Raw genomic sequence first — 14,905 nt, 5'->3', positions numbered from 1 at the left:
TAAGGATAGAAAATGAGTAGCGTAGAAATTCTGGTTCCAGACCTTCCTGAATCTGTTGCAGATGCCACTGTTGCGACATGGCATAAAAAAACAGGTGACACCATTGAGCGTGACGAAGTACTGGTTGAAATTGAAACTGACAAAGTTGTTTTGGAAGTACCAGCAAGTGAAGCCGGTGTTCTGGAAGCAATTTTGGAAGAAGAGGGTGCCACTGTACTGTCCAAACAACTACTCGGCCGCATCCGTTTGGGTGACAGCGCTGGCATGCCTGCTGAAGTAAAAGAAAAAACAGAAGCAACTCCAGCACAGCGCCAGACTGCTTCTTTGGAAGAAGAAAGCAATGATGCACTGAGTCCGGCTGTTCGCCGCCTGATTGCAGAACACGATTTAGATCCTGCTGTAATTAAAGGTAGTGGTGTTGGTGGACGTATTGTCCGTGAAGACGTAGAAAAATATATTGCTGCGAATAAAAAAGAGGGTGATAAACCTGCTGCGTCTGCACCTGCTGCACAGCAATCCTCACTGCCACATCGCAGTGAAAAACGCGTACCAATGACGCGTCTGCGCAAACGTGTCGCAGAGCGTCTGCTGGAAGCGAAAAACAATACAGCGATGTTGACGACTTTCAATGAAGTTAACATGAAACCAATTCAGGAGCTGCGTAAGCAGTATGGCGATGCGTTTGAAAAACGCCATGGCATGCGTTTAGGCTTCATGTCTTTCTATGTGAAAGCGGTGGTTGAAGCGTTGAAACGCTATCCAGAAGTGAATGCTTCCATCGATGGCACTGACGTGGTTTACCACAACTATTTTGATATCAGCATTGCAGTATCTACGCCACGTGGTCTGGTTACACCAGTATTGCGTGATGCAGATGCACTGAGCATGGCTGACATTGAGAAAAGCATCAAAGAGCTGGCGATTAAAGGCCGCGACGGTAAGCTGACCGTTGAAGAACTCACTGGCGGTAATTTCACTATTACTAATGGCGGTGTCTTCGGCTCCCTGATGTCTACCCCGATCATTAACCCACCACAAAGTGCGATTCTTGGCATGCATGCCATCAAAGATCGTCCAATGGCAGTCAATGGTCAGGTTGAGATCCTCCCAATGATGTATCTGGCGCTGTCCTATGACCACCGTCTGATTGACGGCCGTGAGTCAGTAGGCTTCCTGGTGACCATCAAAGAAATGCTGGAAGATCCAACACGTTTGTTGCTGGATGTGTAGCATCACTATCGGTGGAATTACTGTCGGTAGAGAGCGCTGAATTCCGCCAAGTCTGAAGTAGTACGATGTTGATGTAAAAATGTATATGCAGGCCAGCCTTCGGGCTGGTCATATCCAGAGCAACAAAATAGAAGGTAATTTACCTTTCTTAGATTAAATTATGGATAGAACATCATGAATTTACACGAGTATCAGGCAAAACAACTTTTTGCACGGTATGGTTTACCAGCGCCTGCTGGCTATGCTTGTACCACTCCGCGCGAAGCAGAAGAAGCAGCATCCAAGATTGGTTCAGGCCCTTGGGTCGTTAAATGTCAGGTTCATGCAGGTGGCCGCGGTAAGGCTGGTGGCGTGAAAGTCGTCAACAGTAAGGAAGATATCCGCGCTTTTGCTGAACTTTGGCTGGGTAAACGACTGGTTACTTACCAGACAGATGCACAGGGACAGCCTGTTCATCAGATCTTGGTAGAAGGGGCAACCGATATTGCCAAGGAGCTGTATCTTGGGGCTGTTGTTGACCGTGGTACGCGTCGTGTAGTGTTCATGGCCTCTACTGAAGGTGGCGTCGAAATAGAAAAAGTGGCGGAAGAAACGCCCGAGCTGATTCATAAAGCAATTATCGACCCACTGGCTGGCCCTATGCCGTATCAAGGCCGTGAATTGGCGTTCAAACTCGGTTTAACTGGTAAACAAGTTGGTCAATTTACCAAGATTTTCTTGGGATTGGCAAACCTGTTCCTGGAGCGTGATCTGGCGATGGTTGAAATCAACCCGCTGGTTATCACAACTCAGGGTGATCTTGTCTGTCTGGATGGAAAACTGGGTGCAGATGGTAACGCCATGTTCCGTCAGGCTGAATTGCGTGAGATGCACGATCCTTCACAGGAAGATCCACGTGAAGCTCAGGCTGCTCAATGGGAACTGAACTATGTTGCGCTGGATGGCAACATTGGTTGTATGGTGAATGGCGCAGGTCTGGCAATGGGAACGATGGACATTGTCAAACTGCACGGTGGTGCACCGGCAAACTTCCTTGATGTGGGGGGGGGCGCGACAAAAGAGCGTGTTACCGAAGCATTTAAAATCATCTTGTCAGATGAAAATGTTAAAGCTGTTTTGGTCAATATCTTTGGTGGTATCGTCCGCTGTGACTTGATTGCTGACGGCATTATTGGTGCGGTGGAAGAAGTCGGAGTTCACGTACCGGTTGTCGTTCGTCTGGAAGGAAACAATGCTGAACTGGGCGCTAAAAAACTGGCAGACAGTGGCTTGAACATCATTGCAGCTACCAGTTTGACAGACGCAGCTAAACAGGCAGTAGCAGCAGCGGGGAATAAATAATGTCTATTTTAATCGATAAAAACACCAAAGTGATTTGTCAGGGTTTCACTGGTAGCCAAGGTACATTCCACTCCGAACAGGCGATTGCTTACGGTACTCAAATGGTTGGCGGTGTAACTCCAGGTAAAGGTGGTACTGAGCATTTGGGATTGCCTGTGTTCAATACCGTGCGTGAAGCGGTTGAAGCGACTGGTGCGACCGCTTCCGTTATCTATGTTCCGGCGCCTTTCTGTAAAGATTCCATTCTGGAAGCGATTGATGCAGGTATTAAACTGATCATCACGATTACAGAAGGTATTCCAACACTCGATATGTTGACAGTGAAGGTGAAACTGGATCAAGCCGGTGTTCGCATGATTGGGCCTAACTGCCCGGGAGTCATTACACCTGACGAATGTAAGATCGGTATCATGCCTGGTCATATTCACAAAGCGGGTAAAGTGGGTATTGTATCCCGTTCTGGTACGTTGACTTATGAAGCTGTTAAGCAGACTACTGACGCTGGGTTAGGGCAATCTACCTGTGTTGGTATCGGCGGCGACCCAATCCCTGGCTCAAACTTTATCGATATTCTGAAACTGTTCCAAGAAGACCCACAGACAGAAGCCATTGTTATGATTGGTGAAATCGGTGGTACAGCAGAAGAAGAAGCGGCTGCTTATATCAAAGAGCATGTGACTAAACCTGTTGTAGCTTATATTGCAGGTGTAACTGCGCCTAAAGGTAAGCGTATGGGGCATGCGGGTGCGATTATCGCAGGTGGTAAGGGTACAGCAGATGAGAAATTTGCTGCACTGGAAGCGGCAGGCGTTAAAACGGTACGTAGCCTTGCTGACATTGGTGAAGCAGTAAAAGCATTACTGGCATAATTAGTTTCAAAATAAGCCATTTTTATAGAAAAAGGCCACCTTTGGGTGGCTTTTTATTTTTATTCATAATATTAACAGTGGGTTAGTTCATTTATAAAGTCAGTTATTTTCCAATTTAATTTAACTGGATTTGGAAGGTCCCATTTATTTGATTAATTTAACCCGAAATATCGAAAAAATATATTTTTTGAAGAATGAAAATGAAAAGTTAATTTTCTAATGTTTTTTACAGCAAAAAAGAAATTACAGCCTATTACAAATAACAACCTATTAACAACTGGTAAACCAGATTGAAATAATAGAGGCAAAGCTTAACAAAACAAGTAAAAAATTGTCTAAAATCAAGTTATTACTATGAAATAAGTTGGCTAAACTTGATTAAATTGATCTAAGATATATAGATATTAAGCTGGGAATACACGGCATTGTTGACCTATATTCAGAATTCTAAGCTGAATCACGTAAAATTTATTTATTGTGTGTGAATATAGGCGTAATATTATTGTGGTATATACTGAATCTTTGATTTCGTTAATAATTCATTATTGTGTTTGAGGCATTTATTGCTGGTAGTTACGAGACTTTCGTTTTACGAAGTCGGGTTGCCGCAAGTCGGTGTCCTTCCTGCTAGGAGCAAGGAGTCAAGATGTTTGATATTGTCGAACTGTCACGATTACAGTTTGCCTTAACTGCCATGTACCATTTTCTGTTCGTACCATTAACGCTGGGCATGGCGTTTTTGCTTGCGATCATGGAAACGGTATATGTCCTTTCTGGCAAACAAATCTATAAAGATATGACAAAATTCTGGGGCAAGTTATTCGGTATTAACTTTGCTCTGGGTGTCGCAACGGGCTTGACCATGGAGTTCCAGTTCGGAACTAACTGGTCATATTTCTCACACTATGTTGGTGATATTTTCGGTGCGCCGCTGGCCATCGAAGGGCTGATGGCGTTCTTCCTCGAATCCACATTCGTTGGTCTGTTTTTCTTCGGATGGGATCGTCTGAGTAAGAAACAACATTTAGCGGTTACCTGGCTGGTTGCATTAGGCTCTAATTTCTCTGCATTGTGGATTTTGGTTGCGAATGGTTGGATGCAAAACCCGATTGCATCCGATTTCAACTTCGAAACCATGCGAATGGAAATGGTGAGCTTCAGTGAACTGGTACTTAACCCGGTTGCTCAGGTGAAATTCGTTCATACTGTTGCTGCTGGTTATGTTACAGGCGCCGTTTTTGTATTGGGCATCAGTTCTTATTATCTTCTGAAAGGGCGCGATTTTGCATTTGCTAAACGCTCTTTTGCAATTGCCGCAAGTTTTGGTATGGCTGCAATACTGTCTGTCATTGTTCTGGGTGATGAATCCGGATATGAAATGGGGGACGTGCAGAAAACCAAGCTGGCTGCGATTGAAGCAGAGTGGGAAACTCAGCCACCTCCGGCTTCATTCACGTTGATTGGACTCCCTGATCAAGACAAAATGGAAAATAAATATTCCATCCAAATTCCTTATGTCTTGGGATTGATTGCTACCCGTTCTACAGATACCCCCGTTGTTGGTCTGCGTGATTTGATGAGTCAGCATGAACAGCGTATCCGTAACGGAATCAAGGCCTATGAACTGTTGGAAGAGTTGCGTTCTGGCAACATTGATCCAAGTGTTCGTAGCGCATTCAACGAAAGCAAAAAAGATCTTGGTTACGGCATGCTCTTGAAACGTTATACCGAGAACGTAACTGATGCGACAGAAGAACAGATTCAAGCTGCGGCGAAAGATTCTATTCCTCGTGTGGCACCGCTCTATTTTGCATTCCGTATCATGGTTGCCGCTGGTTTTATCATGCTGCTGGTTATCGGTCTGTCATTCCTGAGTGTTATCCGCAACCGCATTGGTCAGTATAAATGGTTGCTGCGTGCTGCACTGTTCAGTATTCCATTACCGTGGATTGCCGTTGAGGCAGGTTGGTTTGTTGCAGAATATGGCCGTCAGCCTTGGGCGATTGGTGAAGTTCTGCCAACCGCTGTTGCTGCTTCAACACGCAGTGCTGGCGATCTCATTTTCTCAATGGTACTGATTTGTGGTCTGTACACCTTGTTCTTGATCGCGGAAATGTTCTTGATGTTCAAATTTGCCCGTCTCGGCCCAAGCAGCCTGAAAACCGGGCGTTATCATTTTGAACAGAAAACAGCTTCTTCAGCGAACAATATTGAGTAAGCAGGAGTCCACTTATGCTTGATTATGATGTATTACGATTTATATGGTGGCTGCTGATTGGTGTGTTACTGATCGGTTTCACAGTGACTGATGGTTTCGATATGGGGGTTGGTATCCTGCTGAGAATCATCGGTAAAAATGATACCGAACGCCGCATCATGATTAACTCAGTTGCCCCGCACTGGGATGGTAACCAAGTTTGGCTAATTACCGCTGGTGGTGCTTTGTTTGCTGCATGGCCAATGGTATATGCCGCTGCTTTCTCCGGTTTCTATGTGGCAATGATTCTGGTATTGGCCGCGCTGTTTTTCCGTCCGGTCGGTTTTGACTACCGCTCTAAACTGGAAAGTAGCAAATGGCGCAGTATGTGGGATTGGGGGCTGGTTATTGGTAGCTTCGTGCCTGCTTTGGTTATCGGTGTTGCATTTGGTAACTTGTTGCAAGGTGTTCCTCTGGCTGTGGACTCCTATCTGCGTGTTTCCTATGAAGGCTCGTTCTTTGGTTTGTTAAACCCTTATGGTCTGTTGGCTGGTGTGATCAGCCTGATGATGATCGTGACACAGGGTGCAACTTACCTGCAAATGCGTACAACGGGTGAATTGCATCTGCGCTCCCGCACTGCAACTCATGTTTGTGCAGCGATAACGGCAGTGGCATTCCTGTTGGCGGGTGTATGGCTGATTTATGGTATTGATGGCTATGCGATAACAGGTGGCCTGGACGTGAATGCGCCATCTAACCCACTGCATAAAGAAGTTGTTCAGCAGGCAGGTGCATGGCTGACTAACTTTAATAACTATCCGATTTTGTGGGCAATACCGGCGTTGGGTGTGTTTCTTCCTCTGCTGACTATGTTGGCAACCCGGTTGGATAAAGGTGCTTGGGCATTCCTGTTCTCATCATTGACGGTCGCTTGCATTATTCTGACTTCAGGTATTGCCATGTTCCCATTTGTGATGCCATCAAGTCTTGACCCGAATGTCAGCTTGACTATGTGGGATGCGACATCCAGCCAGTGGACGTTGCAAGTTATGTTCGTTGTTGCGCTTATCTTTGTTCCTATTGTGTTGTCTTACACCATTTGGTGTTACTACAAAACTTTTGGGCGTTTGGATAAGAGCTACATTGAAAACAACAAACACTCACTGTACTAAGGAGCATAGGCATGTGGTATTTTGCTTGGATTCTCGGAACGCTCTTGGCTTGTAGTTTCGCTGTTATTGCAGCTTTGGCTCTTGAGCACAATGAATCACAGAAAGCGACTGAGAGTGACAAAAAATAATGTTGGCTGATAAATGCTACCAACTTATGGATAAGGGCCTATTGAGGGCCCTTATCCTCATCATGGCCTTGGCCCTTGCCTCATGTGTGTTCTGGGAACCGTCACGTTTTGCGGCCAACACCAGTTCATTGCAGATATGGCAAGGCATCTTAATGATCTGGGCTGTCTGTTCTGGTGTCACGTTTGGTGTCGGATTTCACCCTAAGCGAATCATCTGGCGTCTGTTTTTTCATCCATTACCCGCATTTTTCATTCTTCTTTTTGGCTTATATCATTTCTTTAAGTAAACTAATTATAATTTTATAGGTCGTTGGCCTATAAATTTTTTTTTATTAGCAGGTCATTCCAAAGCGCTACTGTCTTGAGTATAGTGACAGCGTCAATTCGCCTAATTAGGATTATATGAGTAATATGTTATTCCGTTGGCCGATCCGTGTTTACTACGAAGACACAGATGCTAGTGGTGTGGTTTATCACGCTCGCTATTTGGCTTTTTACGAAAGAGCCCGTACCGAAATGCTGCGTGAAAAAGGTTTTCACCAACAGTATATGTTAGATGAGCAAGTTGGCTTTGTCGTCAGCCGCATGACTATTGACTATCGGAAAACAGCAAAACTGGATGATCAGTTGGTTGTTGAAAGCGAGATTACGAATATTCGTGGCGCTTCTCTGACATTTATTCAACGAATTATTGATTGCAATGACGTAGTTGTCAGTAGCGCAGAATGTTTAGTTGTCTGTGTGAATTCATCTCAAATGAAGCCTATTGCGCTTCCAAAGTCTATTGTCGCGGAGTTTAAGCAGTGACTGACATGAACATCCTTGATTTATTTCTTAAGGCAGGCTTTTTAGTGCAGCTGATCATGTTGATTCTGATCGGCTTTTCTATCGCCTCTTGGGCAATCATTATCCAACGAACAAAGATTCTTAATGCTGCAAGCCGTGAAGCGGAAGCATTTGAAGATAAATTTTGGTCGGGTATTGAATTATCTCGTCTTTATAAAGAAAGTCAGTCACGCCGTGATTCGTTAAGTGGTACTGAACAGATTTTCCACTCTGGTTTTAAAGAATTTGCCCGTTTACATCAGGCAAATAACCATGCACCAGAAGCTGTTATCACAGGGGCTTCTCGTGCTATGCGTATCTCGTTAAATCGTGAATTGGAAACACTGGAAAACCACATTCCGTTTCTGGGAACAGTGGGTTCCATCAGCCCTTATATTGGTTTGTTTGGTACGGTTTGGGGGATCATGCATGCCTTTATTGCCTTAGGTGCAGTAAAGCAGGCAACATTGCAAATGGTTGCCCCCGGTATTGCAGAAGCTCTGATTGCAACAGCCATTGGTTTGTTTGCTGCAATTCCTGCGGTGATGGCCTATAACCGTTTGAACCAACGTGTCAACAAATTAGAACAAACTTACGATAACTTTATGGAAGAATTTTTGGCCATTCTGCACCGTCAGGCCTTTGCTTCCAATACCAACAAATCGTAACAGAGAGTAAGGGGTAATCAGCGAATGGCGCGCACTCGTAGTCGCAGACGTGAGCTAAAATCCGAGATCAATATCGTCCCCTTGCTGGACGTGCTGCTGGTATTGTTGCTGATCTTTATGGCAACAGCGCCGATTATCACGCAAAGCGTAGAAGTCGATTTACCTGAAGCGGTGGATTCAAAAACAGTTTCCAGCTCTGATAATCCACCGGTCATTGTAGAAGTTTCTGGGGTAGGGCAGTACAACATGGTCGTTAACCAGGAACGTTTAGAATTGTTACCTGAGCAGCAAATCATTGCTGAAGCTCAAACCTTAATGAAAGCCAATCCGAAAACGGTTTTCCTGATTGGCGGTTCTAAGGATGTTCCTTATGATGAAATCATCAAGGCACTGAATATGCTTCGTCAGGCGGGTGTAAAATCGGTGGGTTTAATGACCCAACCTATTGGGGCCTGATGGCTGCTATCACTTAAAGTTTCTGGATGTCGAGTGTGGGAAAGACAAGCGAACAAAACAATAAGCTGAATCGCGCCATTATTATTTCGGTAATATTGCACATTATCCTGATCGGGTTTCTGATTTGGGGTTCTTTGGTGCAAAAAACAGAAATGGGGGGCGGTGGAGCGGATGGTGCTGTTATTGATGCGGTTATGGTCGATCCGAATGCGGTTGTCCAGCAATATAACCAGCAACAACAGCAGCAGGCCAATGCAAAGTTAGCTGAGCAGCAACGGAAGAAGAAAGCTGAGCAACAGGCCGCTGAATTGCGGGCGAAACAAGCTGAAGAACAGGAACGCTTAAAGTCGGCTGAAGAAGAGCGAATTAAAGCGCAACAAGCGGCCGAGGCTCAGAAAAAACAGGCTGATGAAGCTGCCACAAAAGCGCGTGAAGATCAGAAGCTGGCTGATACCGCTGCGGCTAAAGCGCGTGAAGAGCAAAAACAGGCGGAAGAAGCAGCCGCAAAAGCACAGGCAGAAAAAGAAAGGATTCTGAAAGAACAAGCTGAAGCTCGACAGAAAGCAGAAGCTCAGGCGAAAAAAGAAGCCGAAGAAGCCACGAAACGTAAAGCGGCTGCTGAGGCAAAAGCTAAAGCAGAGGCAGAAGCTAAAGCTAAGGCAGCAGAAGATGCAAAAGCCAAGGCCGAAGCGGAGGCTAAAGCAAAGGCAAAAGCTAAGGCTAAAGCAGAAGAAGCAAAACAGGCCCAAGCAGTTAATGATCTGCTGGGTGGTCTGACATCCAATTCACCTAAGCAGGGTGGGGCGGTTGCTGCTGGGAAAGGTGGCGGTAAGAAAAGTGGCCCTTCTGATGCGGATATCAATAATTACAAAGGGCAGATTCAGGCTGCGATCCAGAGCAATTTTCGCGATCCAGACTTGTATATCGGTCGTACCTGTGAGTTAAAGATAAAGCTGGCATCAGATGGATTGTTGATTGATATTACAACAGGGGCTGGTGATCCCGCGCTGTGCAGAGCGGCGCTTGCTGCTGCAAACCAGACGAAAATGCCACGTCCACCAAGCAAAGAGATTTATGAGCATTTCAAGAGTTTCACACTAGACTTTAAGCCGAAGTAAGGTAAATATTTGGTGGAAAAGCGTTATTTACTAGGTGAACTTTCGAATAATTTATATGTACAAACAAAATTATCAGATTTTATTTAGGTATCTAGTTTTGTTTGTTGGCGTTTGTTAGAATCCGGCGATTATTGCGGGCAGATAAAAAGATCGCGATAAGGGAGAGATAATGAAGCAAACTTTTAAACAAATGTTTAAAGTCATATTGGGCTTTCTGATGATGTGGGCAATAGCTGCTCATGCAGAAGTTCGCATTGAAATTACACAGGGTGTTGATTCTGCCCGTCCTATTGGGATTGTCCCATTTAAATGGACTGGTACAGGGGAAGCGCCGGAAGCGATTGGTTCAATTATTGCTGCGGATTTGAGAAACAGTGGAAAGTTCAATCCCATTGATCCTACTCGTATGCCGCAACAACCGGCAACCGCATCAGAGGTAACGCCTGCGGCATGGTCTGCACTGGGCATTGATTCAGTGGTTGTTGGTCATATTCAACCCAGTGCTGATGGTAAGTTTCTTGTTTCGTACCAGCTTGTCGATACCGCTGGTGCACCGGGAACGGTATTGGCACAAGAACAATTTCCAATTGAACAAAAATGGCTGCGCTATGCAGCACACACAGTCAGTGATCAGGTATTTGAAAAACTGACAGGCATTAAAGGTGCATTTCGTACCCGTATAGCTTATGTTGTCAAAAATACTGGTGCGGGCAAGTACCCGTATGAGCTGCGTGTTTCTGATTATGATGGTTACAATCAATTTACCGTACATCGCTCACCAGAACCCTTGATGTCACCAGCATGGTCGCCGGATGCTTCCAAGCTTGCTTATGTGACATTTGAAAGCGGTCGTTCTGCACTGGTGATTCAAACACTGGCAACCACTGCTGTACGCCAGGTAGCCTCGTTCCCACGTCATAACGGAGCACCTGCATTCTCCCCGGACGGGACTAAACTTGCCTTTGCATTATCTAAAACAGGCAGTTTGAATCTTTATGTGATGGATTTAGCTTCTGGTCAAATCCGTCAGGTTACTGATGGCCGCAGCAATAATACTGAGCCAAGCTGGATGCCGGATAGCCAGACTCTGGTCTATACCTCCGATCAGGGTGGGCGTCCGCAAGTATACAAAATCGATATTAATGGCGGTGCTCCACAACGCCTCACTTGGGAAGGATCACAGAACCAAGATGCAGATGTTAGCCCTGACGGTAGTTTTATCGTGATGGTTAGCTCGGCAAGTGGCAGTCAGCATATCGCCAAGCAGGATCTGGCAACGGGATCTGTCCAAATTTTGACAGATACGTTTCTAGATGAAACGCCGAGTATCGCACCTAATGGCACTATGGTGATTTATAGCTCCACTCAAGGGTGGGGAACTGTATTGCAGCTAGTTTCGACTGATGGGCGTTTCAAAGCGCGTCTTCCGGCTACCGATGGACAGGTCAAATTCCCTGCCTGGTCGCCGTATCTGTGATGCATAATAATATGTATGGCAAACTATAAAAGGATCAAAGAGATGCAACTGAACAAAGTGCTAAAAGGGCTGATGTTAGCTTTACCAATCATGGCCGTAGCAGCGTGTAGTAATACCAAAAATGACAGCAATGATCAGTCTGGTGTAGGCACTGTTGATAATTCTTCTAAAGCAGCAGGTCTGTCTGCTGAAGAATTAGCACGTCAGCAGATGCAAGAGCTGCAAAACAACAATATCGTATACTTCGGTTTCGATAAGTACGATATCAACAGCGAATTTGCTCAAATGCTGGATGCACACGCAGCATTCCTGCGCACTAACCCATCTGTTAAAGTCACTATCGAAGGTCATGCAGACGAACGTGGTACTCCAGAGTACAATATCGCTCTGGGTGAGCGTCGTGCGAATGCAGTGAAAATGTACCTGCAAGGCAAAGGCGTTTCTGCTGATCAACTCGCTATCGTTTCTTACGGTAAAGAAAAACCGGCTGTACTTGGCCATGACGAAGCAGCATACGCGAAAAACCGTCGCGCTGTAGTCGTATACTAAGAGTAATGCATGAACAGTAACTTCAGACATTATGTGTTGGGTCTGTCGTTATTGGTTGGCGTAGCGGCTCCTTGGGCCGCTACTGCCCGAGCGCCAATCAGTAATGTAGGCTCAGGCTCCACCGATGAGCGCCTCTCCCAATTAGAGCGTATTTCTGACGCTCACAGTCAATTATTAACTCAGCTCCAGCAACAACTTTCTGATTCTCAACGTGATATTGATACACTCCGTGGTCAAATTCAGGAAAACCAATATCAGTTAAATCAGGTTATTGAACGCCAGAAAGATCTTTATTTGCAGGTGGATAAGATTACTAATCCATCAGGTACGGAAGGTTCAAATTCAGAAAGTAATAACGCTACCTCTTCGACACAAACCGAGAATAAACAGCCTGCTGCGTCAGCGAGTACGGGAAGTGAGAAAGGGGATTATGATGCCGCTGTCTCTTTGGCGATTAACACTAAAGAGTATGATAAGGCGATTGCTGCATTCCGAAATTTCGTTAAAACCTATCCTAAGTCCAAATATTCGTCGAATGCTAATTATTGGTTAGGGCAGTTGAATTACAACAAAGGTAAGAAAGACGACGCGGCATATTATTTTGCGACTGTCGTGAAAGATTATCCTAAGTCACAAAAAAGCAGTGATTCCCTGTATAAAGTAGGTTTAATTATGCAGGAAAAGGGGCAAAAGGATAAAGCGAAGGCGGTTTATCAGCAAGTTGTTAAGCAATATTCTGGTACTAATGCGGCTAAAATGGCTGAAAAAAAGCTTTCTGGGATGTAATAATTATCCCCGAAAGGTCACTTATCGGTCTTTTGGGGGATAGTTGTCTGATTAGTAGGCACTTAAACCAGTTTTTTAAAATAAACGTTGCACCGCAATGAGAAATCAGTAATATATTCCGCCGTTGGCAGGGATAACTGCCAGACAGATTTAGATGGGTCGTTAGCTCAGTCGGTAGAGCAGTTGACTTTTAATCAATTGGTCGCAGGTTCGAATCCTGCACGACCCACCATCTAAATCCTCAAACCAAGCACTTCTTAGATGGGTCGTTAGCTCAGTCGGTAGAGCAGTTGACTTTTAATCAATTGGTCGCAGGTTCGAATCCTGCACGACCCACCATCTGAATGATAGCCTGAAATAAATTTCTTATAGCCAAAAAGTTTTATTATCTACCAATTAGTAGCTCGGCTAACTATCTTAGTTCTAATATATCTCCCATCTTCTTTTCGCTCATAAACCTCTGCTTCTATTATCTTACTAGCTGGGATCTTACGTAATGCTACCCATTCTTGTTGCCTGTTTATAAACCCTTCCATATGTAGTAACGCGGTATTTCCAAGCTTATTTGCAACATTAATGAAATCATTGCCTGCGATTATTTTATATACATAGAATTTATCAGGAGGACTTTCAGCAATTTTGTTTTGTGCAATCGCGGAGATTCGCATCAGTCTTCTCATATACTCATGTTCTGACGTCGTTGCTATATAAGCGGAAGTGCGATTTCTTGTGCTGATTCCATTGACATGTGCTGCCAAATCTTCATTCGCTCCCCAGCTAGTAAATCCATGGGAAAATATTTCTTGTTCGCTTCGTTGATCTAAACGATAAACAAATGTAGGAAGAAGAGTGAGTTCATTCTGCATCATTATTTATACCTGCATCATTATTTACACAGCCAGTTATATGACAAATTTCATAGTGAAAGGACATGTGAAAGGCCAATAGTGAAAGGCCAATAGTGCAAGGTAAATCGTATCAGATAATTCCATACCACTATCATCAACAACTCGTATTAAAAGTGTACTGCATGGGGGATGGTTAAGTGTTTGTTGAATCTTATTTATAAATCCGCTATCTTGTTTAGTATGCAAAACACAAAAAAGAAAAATAGCTAATTTATCTTGTAATTTGACGTTTGTTGTATAGATATACTAAACATAACTTATGGTAAGGATAAGAAAGCATGGATTTTTTCAACATTAATAACATATTAGTACACATCCCATTAGGAACAGGGGGCTATAACCTTTCATATATTGAAGCGATAGGTACGATAGCGGGCTTATTATGTATCTGGCTCGCCAGTCAGGAGAAAATCATCAATTATATGTTTGGGTTAATTAATGTCTCACTATTTGCTGTAATCTTCTTCCAAATTCAACTCTACGCCAGTCTCATCCTACAAATATTTTTCTTCGCTGCTAATATCTACGGCTGGTACGCCTGGAGCCGGGTTAATGATCAAAAGCAAGTAGAGCTTAAAATTCGTTGGCTTAAACCCAAACAGATGATCATGGTTGCTACAGCTTGCATACTGGCCATATTGATTATGACGTTCAATATCGATCAAATCTTTGGCTATATGGCAAAAATTGTAGTTCTTGCCTTACAGGGCATGGGTTTCAGTATTACTATGCCTGAATTACAGCCTGATGCTTTCCCATTCTGGGATTCAGTAATGACAGTATTATCGATAGTGGCAATGATATTGATGACGCGTAAGCATGTGGAAAACTGGCTAATATGGGTCATTATCAATGTCATCAGCGTTGTAATTTATTATCACCAAGGCGTTTTGGCGATGTCGTTGCAATATATTATTTTGACGGGTATTGCATTGAATGGTGCACGTCTGTGGATTAAGGTGGCTAAACATGACGGGTAGTTGTTTAAATAAAATTTAAATCAGCACTAATAACAGGTCATAGGTATTCAATCTGCCTATGGCCTATTATTTGGTTTTTTACCATAAATTATTCCTTCTTTATTAGTTCAATTATCTGAGTTAACATTATTTTTACATTAAATGACTGTTTCTGTAGAAACAGTATCTTCTTTTTACTCACAAAGATTATTTACAGCA

The 14,905-nt window shown here is 44.0% G+C and carries 16 protein-coding genes and 2 tRNA genes; 17 read left to right on the top strand and 1 reads right to left on the bottom strand.

All coding sequences use genetic code 11. The features are described from left to right. Positions 1-12 precede the first annotated feature (12 nt). From odhB to Xmir_RS12480, 16 genes are all read left to right on the top strand, one after another. Positions 13-1,230 (top strand): 2-oxoglutarate dehydrogenase complex dihydrolipoyllysine-residue succinyltransferase, encoded by a 1,218-nt coding sequence (gene odhB / locus Xmir_RS12555; protein WP_099114580.1) that lies wholly within the window; start codon positions 13-15, stop codon positions 1,228-1,230. 174 nt (positions 1,231-1,404) lie between these two features. Further along, positions 1,405-2,571 carry an ADP-forming succinate--CoA ligase subunit beta gene (gene sucC / locus Xmir_RS12550; protein ID WP_099114579.1) on the top strand — a complete coding sequence of 389 codons (1,167 nt, stop codon included), beginning with the start codon at positions 1,405-1,407 and terminating at the stop codon, positions 2,569-2,571. Next, positions 2,571-3,440: a succinate--CoA ligase subunit alpha gene (gene sucD, locus Xmir_RS12545; protein WP_099114578.1), complete on the top strand. Its 870-nt coding sequence runs from the start codon at positions 2,571-2,573 to the stop codon at positions 3,438-3,440. The genes sucC and sucD overlap by 1 nt, the downstream gene beginning before the upstream one ends. A gap of 646 nt (positions 3,441-4,086) precedes the next feature. After that, a complete protein-coding gene (gene cydA, locus Xmir_RS12540) occupies positions 4,087-5,658 on the top strand; it encodes a cytochrome ubiquinol oxidase subunit I (RefSeq protein ID WP_099114577.1) in 1,572 nt (523 codons plus the stop codon). Positions 5,659-5,672: 14 nt separating this feature from the next. Continuing rightward, a complete protein-coding gene (cydB, locus tag Xmir_RS12535) occupies positions 5,673-6,812 on the top strand; it encodes a cytochrome d ubiquinol oxidase subunit II (RefSeq protein ID WP_099114576.1) in 1,140 nt (379 codons plus the stop codon). A gap of 11 nt (positions 6,813-6,823) precedes the next feature. After that, a complete protein-coding gene (gene cydX, locus Xmir_RS12530; protein WP_072061423.1) occupies positions 6,824-6,940 on the top strand; it encodes a cytochrome bd-I oxidase subunit CydX in 117 nt (38 codons plus the stop codon). Next, positions 6,940-7,227 (top strand): cyd operon protein YbgE, encoded by a 288-nt coding sequence (gene ybgE / locus Xmir_RS12525; RefSeq protein ID WP_099114575.1) that lies wholly within the window; start codon positions 6,940-6,942, stop codon positions 7,225-7,227. Before cydX ends, ybgE begins: the two co-directional genes overlap by 1 nt. A gap of 115 nt (positions 7,228-7,342) precedes the next feature. After that, positions 7,343-7,747, top strand: a complete 405-nt coding sequence (gene ybgC / locus Xmir_RS12520; RefSeq protein ID WP_099114574.1) for a tol-pal system-associated acyl-CoA thioesterase — start codon at positions 7,343-7,345, stop codon at positions 7,745-7,747. Further along, the gene (gene tolQ, locus Xmir_RS12515; RefSeq protein ID WP_047963194.1) at positions 7,744-8,433 is read left to right on the top strand and encodes a Tol-Pal system protein TolQ; all 690 of its coding nucleotides are present in this window, start codon (positions 7,744-7,746) and stop codon (positions 8,431-8,433) included. Before ybgC ends, tolQ begins: the two co-directional genes overlap by 4 nt. A gap of 24 nt (positions 8,434-8,457) precedes the next feature. Further along, positions 8,458-8,889: a colicin uptake protein TolR gene (gene tolR, locus Xmir_RS12510; RefSeq protein ID WP_099114573.1), complete on the top strand. Its 432-nt coding sequence runs from the start codon at positions 8,458-8,460 to the stop codon at positions 8,887-8,889. A 35-nt stretch (positions 8,890-8,924) separates the two neighbouring features. Continuing rightward, positions 8,925-10,007, top strand: coding sequence for a cell envelope integrity protein TolA (tolA, locus tag Xmir_RS12505; RefSeq protein WP_167385978.1), 1,083 nt, complete (start codon positions 8,925-8,927; stop codon positions 10,005-10,007). 190 nt (positions 10,008-10,197) lie between these two features. Beyond that, positions 10,198-11,484: a Tol-Pal system beta propeller repeat protein TolB gene (tolB, locus tag Xmir_RS12500; RefSeq protein WP_422646015.1), complete on the top strand. Its 1,287-nt coding sequence runs from the start codon at positions 10,198-10,200 to the stop codon at positions 11,482-11,484. A 42-nt stretch (positions 11,485-11,526) separates the two neighbouring features. Beyond that, complete coding sequence (gene pal, locus Xmir_RS12495) at positions 11,527-12,033, top strand: peptidoglycan-associated lipoprotein Pal (RefSeq protein ID WP_099114570.1); 507 nt, start codon at positions 11,527-11,529, stop codon at positions 12,031-12,033. Between the two features lie 9 nt (positions 12,034-12,042). Further along, positions 12,043-12,819 carry a cell division protein CpoB gene (gene cpoB / locus Xmir_RS12490; protein ID WP_099114569.1) on the top strand — a complete coding sequence of 259 codons (777 nt, stop codon included), beginning with the start codon at positions 12,043-12,045 and terminating at the stop codon, positions 12,817-12,819. A gap of 156 nt (positions 12,820-12,975) precedes the next feature. Then, positions 12,976-13,051, top strand: a tRNA-Lys gene (locus Xmir_RS12485). 31 nt (positions 13,052-13,082) lie between these two features. Continuing rightward, positions 13,083-13,158 (top strand) — tRNA-Lys (locus Xmir_RS12480). Positions 13,159-13,208: 50 nt separating this feature from the next. On the opposite strand, the gene Xmir_RS12475 is transcribed toward Xmir_RS12480, so the two are convergent. Continuing rightward, positions 13,209-13,688 carry a scabin-related ADP-ribosyltransferase gene (locus tag Xmir_RS12475; protein WP_099114568.1) on the bottom strand — a complete coding sequence of 160 codons (480 nt, stop codon included), beginning with the start codon at positions 13,686-13,688 and terminating at the stop codon, positions 13,209-13,211. Positions 13,689-14,005: 317 nt separating this feature from the next. Here Xmir_RS12475 and pnuC point away from each other — a divergent pair, with 317 nt between their 5' ends. After that, positions 14,006-14,707 carry a nicotinamide riboside transporter PnuC gene (pnuC, locus tag Xmir_RS12470; RefSeq protein ID WP_099114567.1) on the top strand — a complete coding sequence of 234 codons (702 nt, stop codon included), beginning with the start codon at positions 14,006-14,008 and terminating at the stop codon, positions 14,705-14,707. Positions 14,708-14,905 lie beyond the last annotated feature (198 nt).

This window comes from Xenorhabdus miraniensis, from assembly GCF_002632615.1.
The sequence above is the reverse complement of the archived record's forward strand: the minus strand, read 5'-3'. Positions and strand labels throughout refer to the sequence as shown.

Excerpts from the sequence above, each read along its gene's own strand:
- odhB (WP_099114580.1), top strand. The coding sequence starts at position 13 with ATGAGTAGCGTAGAAATTCTGGTTCCAGACCTTCCTGAATCTGTTGCA.
- sucC (WP_099114579.1), top strand. The coding sequence starts at position 1,405 with ATGAATTTACACGAGTATCAGGCAAAACAACTTTTTGCACGGTATGGT.
- sucD (WP_099114578.1), top strand. The coding sequence starts at position 2,571 with ATGTCTATTTTAATCGATAAAAACACCAAAGTGATTTGTCAGGGTTTC.
- cydA (WP_099114577.1), top strand. The coding sequence starts at position 4,087 with ATGTTTGATATTGTCGAACTGTCACGATTACAGTTTGCCTTAACTGCC.
- cydB (WP_099114576.1), top strand. The coding sequence starts at position 5,673 with ATGCTTGATTATGATGTATTACGATTTATATGGTGGCTGCTGATTGGT.
- cydX (WP_072061423.1), top strand. The coding sequence starts at position 6,824 with ATGTGGTATTTTGCTTGGATTCTCGGAACGCTCTTGGCTTGTAGTTTC.
- ybgE (WP_099114575.1), top strand. The coding sequence starts at position 6,940 with ATGTTGGCTGATAAATGCTACCAACTTATGGATAAGGGCCTATTGAGG.
- ybgC (WP_099114574.1), top strand. The coding sequence starts at position 7,343 with ATGAGTAATATGTTATTCCGTTGGCCGATCCGTGTTTACTACGAAGAC.
- tolR (WP_099114573.1), top strand. The coding sequence starts at position 8,458 with ATGGCGCGCACTCGTAGTCGCAGACGTGAGCTAAAATCCGAGATCAAT.
- tolB (WP_422646015.1), top strand. The coding sequence starts at position 10,198 with ATGTTTAAAGTCATATTGGGCTTTCTGATGATGTGGGCAATAGCTGCT.
- pal (WP_099114570.1), top strand. The coding sequence starts at position 11,527 with ATGCAACTGAACAAAGTGCTAAAAGGGCTGATGTTAGCTTTACCAATC.
- cpoB (WP_099114569.1), top strand. The coding sequence starts at position 12,043 with ATGAACAGTAACTTCAGACATTATGTGTTGGGTCTGTCGTTATTGGTT.
- Xmir_RS12475 (WP_099114568.1), bottom strand. The coding sequence starts at position 13,688 with ATGATGCAGAATGAACTCACTCTTCTTCCTACATTTGTTTATCGTTTA.
- pnuC (WP_099114567.1), top strand. The coding sequence starts at position 14,006 with ATGGATTTTTTCAACATTAATAACATATTAGTACACATCCCATTAGGA.